Genomic DNA, 6606 nt, shown 5'->3' on the forward strand with positions numbered 1-6606 from the left:
TGCCGACGGACTTCGTGTTAAAGTGCGGCGCCTTCTGGAAGGGTCCCCCAGAGGCCAATAATCGTCCTTTCGCCTGCGCTGGGGCCGGAAATACCAGCGCGCACACGCGCCAACGCGCATTTGACAGCCGGAAAGACGGTACGGGCTGGCCCCAAAAGGGCCAGCTCCTCTCTTGCAACCCGCTCATTGCACGCTCTCGCAGATGAAGAATTGCGAGACTCTTTTTACGCTCAGGGCAATTGCGCGAATGAGCGTTGATGATTAAAAATCACGGGAGATTGTAAATTGTAAGCAACGAGTGAAGATCGTGTACTGCGGATTTTCTGCGGACGAACGATGTAGGGCGTGCTTAGCATTGAAGAGGCGTTTGGTAGTCTGGACGATCTGCGCAGGCACAGTCCTGTGCATGGCCTGAGTGAATTTCTGGTGAGCGCGTTGTGCGCGATCCTGTGCGGAGCAGACAACTGGGGTTGTCGTTCAGGTTTGGGGCGAGGAGAAGCTTGACTGGCTGCGCTGCCACACCCGCTACTCAACGCCATCCCATCGTACGATACCTTCGGCCGGGTGTTCGCCGCGCTTGATTCGAAGCAGTTCGAAGCATGCTTTGTCCGCTGGATGAGTGGCCTGATTCCCAGTCTTGCTGATCAGATTATCGCTATCGATGGCAAGACCGTGCGCGGCTCACATCCGCAGGATAAACGGGCGATTCATCTGGTCTCGGCATAGGTGCCGGTCTGAGGCAGGTGCTGGGGCAGGTCCGCACGGCCGACAAGAGCAACGAAATCCCCGCGATACCGGAGCTGATTGATTCCCTGCTGCCTAAAGGCGCGATCGTGACCATTGACGCGATGGGATGTCAGCGTGCGATCGCCCGCAAGATCGTGGACGCCGGCGCGCACTATGTGCTGGCCATCAAGGCCAATCATAAATTCCCCGAGATCGCAGGGACCATGGCCGGATCGAGACCCGGCATGGTATTGCGTTCGAATGGGCCGCACTCGATGAGGCATCGCCGTGGCCCTATGCCCGTTCGGCGGCCATTGTCGACGCTACGCGTGAATAGGTGACGCCACCACAACTGAACCGCTACTACCTTTCCAGCCTGTCGGCGAACGCCGCTCGCCTGGCGCACACGGTGCGTTCGCACTGGGCGATCGAAAATGGCATGCACGGGTGCCTGGAGATGGCGTTCGGCGAAGAGCAGTGTCGCGTGCGTATTGACAATGCTGCGCAGAACGTCGCCGTGCTCCGGCGCATTTCGATGAATCTGCTGCGCCATGACCTGACCTCGAAAGTAGGGCTCAGAAATCGGCGCCTCAAGGCTCTTCAAGGCTCCTCAAGGCATGTGCAAACGACCGCTATCTGGCACAGCTTCTTGGCTGGGCCGACATCCAATCAGTATGAAAATTCGTGCGATTGCCCTGCGTCGCGCCCTCCAAACTAAGAAGTGTTGATCTTTGAGAACAACGATTTCGCTGGGAACTATATAAACTACCAGCAACACATCACCCGCCATCTTGGCGGGATGCTGTGGCGTTTGTGGGCAGTAGGGGTTCCCAAGGTGCGTTCGTCTTGGAGCAAGACGCCAGCCCCGCTGAAGCCCGCCGAGGGCGGGGCGAAGTCGGGCGGGCAATCCGCAAAAAGGGGGGGGCGTCTGGTGCGTTTTCCACAGGTAGTCGATGCTGCTCTCCAGCGTCAGCTGTTTGGAGTGGTCTCGTGCTGTACGCCGAGAGCCTGTAACGACTATAACTGCAGTTTGTGAACTGCAAGGCAGCTATTCATGTTCGCTATACGGCGTGGAGATAGGCGTGCTCAAGAATGTCGCGGTCCAATCGTTAGCGAGATGAACGTGTCCATCGCCGAACCTATTCGCGTAGCGGATCCCCTCCTCGAGAAACTGACGGCTCACGATCTACGAGCTTCAATTGAAGACTCCGAACGCGAGGTTGTACTGCGCCTGCTTCTTAGCGCTCAATACAAAGATGATAATACGGGAGGGCACTGCTTTAGGATTGGCGCCTTTGCAGCGTGGTTGGCGCAGCAAACCACGGAAGGGAAGGCAATCGCGTCAAAGCTATTTTGGGCCGCGCCGCTACACGACATCGGAAAGATCGGAGTTCCAGACGATGTCTTAAAGAAGCCTGCGCGCCTTACATCTAACGAATGGTCAACCATGCGTCAGCATGCGGAGATAGGGGCGTCACTTCTCGCTGAATCTTCGTCGCCTGTCCTTCAGATGGCGTCAATCGTTGCGTGTGAACATCACGAAAAATTCGACGGTTCTGGCTATCCTCGGGGTATCGCCGGCGACGATATTTTCTTGGGCGCGCGCATTGTGTCTTTAGTTGATTTCTTTGACGCGCTGACTTCCGACCGCTGCTACCGCAAAGCGCTTCCGGACGAACACGTATTAAGCCAAATTAAATTGCTGGCGGGAAGTCATCTTGATCCTGAGCTCGTAGAGATTTTGCTGAACAACATCGCGCGTTTTTTAGATCTGCGCGATGAGCTACGCAATTTGTCCTGCGGCGGGTCTGTTCACTATCGGGATCTGCTGTTTTTAGCAAATACAGCTGCAACGCTCGTGGAACGATCTCTCGGCGATTAGCCCTGAAATTCGACTTGGGTTTTTGGGTTTCTTGATTACCACATTTCAATTATTGACACTTTCAGTGTAGCTTGCCATCGCCACAGGGATGCCTTCCAGCGCGCGGAAATGATCGAAGGCAGGTGCGGCGCGCTTTTGAGCTTGTTGCGGGCGACGTCTGCAACTCGTCGGGGTTGTCGGGCGCAAGTGCGCGAGCGCGTGGCGTTTGAGCCATGCCGACAGATACGCGAGCGATTGAGTTCTGGGCAGTACGGCGGCAGGAAGGTGATTTAAATGTGGCCCTCGAGAGAGTCGAGGTATTGCCTGATTCCAAATCGCATGACGCGACAAGTCGTCTGACGCCCTTGGGCGCGCCACTGACCTCTAGAAAGCAAGCGCGCAACTGTGAGGGTTGACAGCTGTGTCTTCGCCAGCGCCGGGGTAGGATTGATCTGTCTCTTCTCTGGGAAGCAGAAGCGCCGAGGCAGATCGATAGGTCGCGTGACGGGTGGACTGGCGGCGCCCGCGAATTTTCGTATCCGCTAACCGAGCGTTCATTATGCGGCTTGCTTTCGCTGTGCGACGTGCTGGTTTTGTTCAAATTGCATCGGACCGACGTAGTTCAACGTCGAGTGCAGGCGCCTATGATGATAGAAGCTCAACCGGTCGAACACCTCGTCCACCGCTTGGCGACGCGTCGCAAAACGTTGAGCGTGAACGCGCGCCTGGGTGAGCGATGCTCACCGGCTTTCGGTTGGCGGTCCCAACAGAATCGCCCGCCCTCGTCGGGCCAAATTGAGAGGATGTCTGTCATTCAGACCTGATCGGCTTCACTGGCGAGAAGTGATGCCTTGAGCCAGCAGCTTTTTTCTCATGCGCGGCCAGTCGTATTCGCCTTTGGTTATGGGCCGCCAATATGGACCAGCCGAGCATCTCGCAGGGGCGAAGATTTCGTTGGGTCCCTGCGCGCTCCAAGATCGATAAAGTTCGGGACGCCAAGTCTCAAAGGGATAAAGCGCATAGGTTCGTGCAATGGGGGGCGTATCCGCTGTGTCCGACGGGCCCTCGCTGGCCCCAACGTTGGCTTCCCTTTCTCTGTGCGCGCAATTTCTTGCGAGCGTTAGGCGTTAGGCGCTGGCAAGCCGTGCTTGACGGACGCCCGGAGGCCCGACCTTGCATTGGCGAGCGCAGGGGAGCGCCGGGGCTGTGCTAGCAGTAGGTATCGATGTTGACGCCCATCTTCGTCGGCGTGCAGATTGCGCCTCGCGACAGCCAGTAGCGGATCGCCAGTTGGGATGCCCTGGTCCGCTGGGCGACATGCTCGGGCTGGCGTGGATGGGCGCGCGGACTAGAGGGGGGCAAGGGCGAGACGTTCGCGTCGAGCGCAGATACCGAGATCCACTCGCCGCTCGCCAGTTGCACTTCGATTTCCATGTCCTTGTTTCCTATGCATGTTCAATCATTGCAGCGTAGCGGCTTGACGGCGGAACGGGGTGTGATGACGCGTGAGCGTCGCTGATAGTGAATGTGTCTGAGCGGGTGAACGAGGGCAGATTCGACGCGTTTTGCCGCAGCGTGCGTCGTTGTTGTTATGGTGGTCGGGTGTGAGCTCGCCTCAGTGATGCGTGAGTTGTTCGCACCAACCGTCGTGCAGCGCGCCGCGCCGCTGAAGGCCTGATCCTCAGGCGGTGTAGCGCCGCCTGTTGTTCGGTCCTCGGTCGTGCATTCGCGACACCTGGTCGCTACAATGTCGAGTCGTGGCGGTGGGCCAAGCGGGTGAACGGAGCACCCTAATCGAGGGCTGGTATAGAGGCGTGCTGGGCAATGACCAAGCGCGCGGATGGCCGCTGTGAGCCGCCGCGGGGGCAAGGCCCGGGGCCGCGAGCGGCGCGGCGGGTTCGCGGTCCGAGACCGGACAAGGCTTTTATCAAAACTGGCAGACGAGCGAAGGCACGCAAGAAATGCCGAGCAGGGGATCACGGATTGGCGCGCACAAGTCCATTTCAGGGTAGCGGTGCGGTGGCCCGGTCGCAGCGCGCCAGGGCGATGCGACGACCGTTGCCACGCGCGACGACAGATGCATTATCGCTTCGCTATCACATTGCGCTGGAGGCGATGCGCACAGGAAGCGGCTATCGCGCCGCGGCGCATTGCTTGACGGCGCTCGTGCTGCTCACCCGGTTTCTTGCGCGCGCCGGATATGGCTGTATGTCTGAGGATACTCAGGCAGTGTGTGAAAAGGCGCTGGCGGACGCATTTATGACGGGTAACGCAACCGAGCAATGGCGGCTTAGCGAAACGGGCTATCAGCACATGGCGGTCGTCCTAAATCTTCACGACATTCAGCTTCTGACGGCGCCTATGGAAAGGATTGTCGAGGCGGGCGAGCAGCTGAATCGGGTGAAGGCGGCCGCATTATGCCGGCTATCCGGCACGCGGCGCGCACGGGCATGAGTTCGTTGAATCGCGCCGCGGGTTTTTTCCTGCCCGCGACCTAGAAAACATCGGCTCCGCGCTTGCTCAGATCGCCCTTATGCTGGCCAGGCTTGCGAGCTTAGGCGGAGTAGGCGCATCGCGCAATCGTGCCTGTGGATGGCATGCCGCGTGCGACAGTTCAAACCGTGCTGCCGCAACGGCTGCTTGCGCAATCTTGCGGTTTGCGCGGCGCTGCTGCTTGACTTCATACATCGCCAGATCTGCTTTGGCGAGCAACTCGTACGCCGTTTCGTGCGGTGCGAGCGCGGCGATCCCCAGGCTGGCGCGGACGCCCTCGGGTTGGGTCTGGATGCTCACTAAAGCAGCCAGTGCGGCCATGATGTCCGCGGCGATGCGTTGGGCGAGTGCGGCGGCGTTGGCGGCCTCGACGAGCACAATGAATTCGTCTCCGCCCAAGCGGCCAGCCACCGCGCAATCGCCCGCGGCGCGGCGCAGTTGTGCGGCGACCTCGACAAGCAAGCGATCTCCGGCATGGTGGCCATGGGTATCATTGATTTGCTTGAATTCATCGAGGTCGACAAAGATCAATGCGGTCGAACCCGCAGTACTGCATCGTGCGACTGCGGCCTCCAGCAACTGCGTCATCCGGCTTCGATTGGGCAAGCCGGTCAGCGAATCGGTTTCGGAGAGTCGTTGTAACGCTTCACGACTGCGGATGAGCCGAGAGAAGAGGACGCTGATCCATCCGCCAAAGCCTATCAGCATGAACGAGACCAGCACAGTCATCGCGAGATAGACGTGACGCATCGCAACGTAGTCATCGAGCGCTTCGTCGAGCGCAAGACCGGCGACGACGATGAGGCCATAAGTTGCCAGGCGGCGAACCGCCACGATCCGTTCGATGCGGTCTAGCGGGTCCACGACAGTTGTATTGCCGGCGTGAAGCAGAGGGGGGAGCGCAAGTGGCGAGGTGCCGTTAGATGGGGTGCGGGCGTTGCCCGTTCGTCGGGAGAGCAGCGCCCCGTCGGGCGAAAATACCGCCACCAGTCCGCGCTGGCCCAAGGCAGCGGCGCCGTAAAAGGAATCCGTCACCCAGGCGGGGTCTTCAGAGATGACTACGACACCGCCAAAGCTGCCATCAGGACGGTCGATGCGGCGTGTGCCCTGTACCGACCACCGCCCTGATACGCGTCCTAAAACGGGGCGGCTGAGGAACAGTCCGACGTCGTCTCGATGCCGGTGGACCGCGATATGCTCGCGGTCGCTCAGCTCAACGTCGCCTGTCAGCGCCCCTGTGGACATTAGGACGTGACCGTCTGCGCCGACGAGCGTGACTTGCAGGGCCGTGTTGCTCGAAAGGAGGCCGTGAGCCTGCCAGGTGCTCAGATTGAACTGGCTGGGTGAGCTCTCGTAGGTGAGTTTGCAGAAGAGTGCGATTTCGTCAATGTCGTGGATGGTCTGTTGCGTATGCGATTCGAGCGATTGCGCAAGAAGCTCGGCGGATACGCGCGCTTCGTGCAGGGCCGTGTTTCTTTCGACGTCCAGGCGGTACAGCACCGTGATCCAGAGCGCGCAAAGCAGCA

General features: G+C 59.5%; 7 protein-coding genes and 2 pseudogenes. 5 read left to right on the forward strand and 4 right to left on the reverse strand.

Annotation, left to right across the window (positions count from 1 at the left end):
• Window positions 1–564 precede the first annotated feature (564 nt).
• From AWB78_RS49490 to AWB78_RS40825, 4 genes are all read left to right on the forward strand, one after another.
• A complete protein-coding gene (locus AWB78_RS49490) occupies window positions 565–726 on the forward strand; it encodes a hypothetical protein (protein ID WP_269768978.1) in 162 nt (53 codons plus the stop codon).
• 17 nt (window positions 727–743) lie between these two features.
• Window positions 744–1067, forward strand: a complete 324-nt coding sequence (locus AWB78_RS49495) for an ISAs1 family transposase (protein WP_062612760.1) — start codon at window positions 744–746, stop codon at window positions 1065–1067.
• On the forward strand, window positions 1064–1444 hold the full coding sequence (locus AWB78_RS49015; protein ID WP_232478098.1) for an ISAs1 family transposase: 381 nt from the start codon (window positions 1064–1066) through the stop codon (window positions 1442–1444). The genes AWB78_RS49495 and AWB78_RS49015 overlap by 4 nt, the downstream gene beginning before the upstream one ends.
• Window positions 1445–1849: 405 nt before the next feature.
• Window positions 1850–2608: an HD-GYP domain-containing protein gene (locus AWB78_RS40825; protein ID WP_157697837.1), complete on the forward strand. Its 759-nt coding sequence runs from the start codon at window positions 1850–1852 to the stop codon at window positions 2606–2608.
• A 35-nt stretch (window positions 2609–2643) separates the two neighbouring features.
• Here the strand turns inward: AWB78_RS40825 and AWB78_RS50020 are convergent.
• The 3 genes and pseudogenes from AWB78_RS50020 to AWB78_RS40830 all read right to left on the reverse strand — a co-directional run.
• Window positions 2644–2916: pseudogene (locus tag AWB78_RS50020) on the reverse strand (hypothetical protein); the annotation flags it as partial.
• 228 nt (window positions 2917–3144) lie between these two features.
• Window positions 3145–3324: pseudogene (locus AWB78_RS49020) on the reverse strand (IS3 family transposase); the annotation flags it as partial.
• Window positions 3325–3796: 472 nt separating this feature from the next.
• A complete protein-coding gene (locus AWB78_RS40830; RefSeq protein ID WP_062612765.1) occupies window positions 3797–4021 on the reverse strand; it encodes a hypothetical protein in 225 nt (74 codons plus the stop codon).
• Window positions 4022–4645: 624 nt separating this feature from the next.
• Here AWB78_RS40830 and AWB78_RS40835 point away from each other — a divergent pair.
• Complete coding sequence (locus tag AWB78_RS40835; protein ID WP_198399463.1) at window positions 4646–5041, forward strand: hypothetical protein; 396 nt, start codon at window positions 4646–4648, stop codon at window positions 5039–5041.
• 66 nt (window positions 5042–5107) lie between these two features.
• Here AWB78_RS40835 and AWB78_RS40840 read toward each other — a convergent pair.
• Window positions 5108–6606, reverse strand: a 1499-nt coding sequence (locus AWB78_RS40840) for a sensor domain-containing diguanylate cyclase (RefSeq protein ID WP_157697838.1), incomplete at its 5' end; no start/stop codon positions are given.

Origin of the sequence: Caballeronia calidae, assembly GCF_900044055.2 — a bacterium.
Taxonomy (GTDB): Bacteria; Pseudomonadota; Gammaproteobacteria; order Burkholderiales; family Burkholderiaceae; genus Caballeronia; species Caballeronia calidae.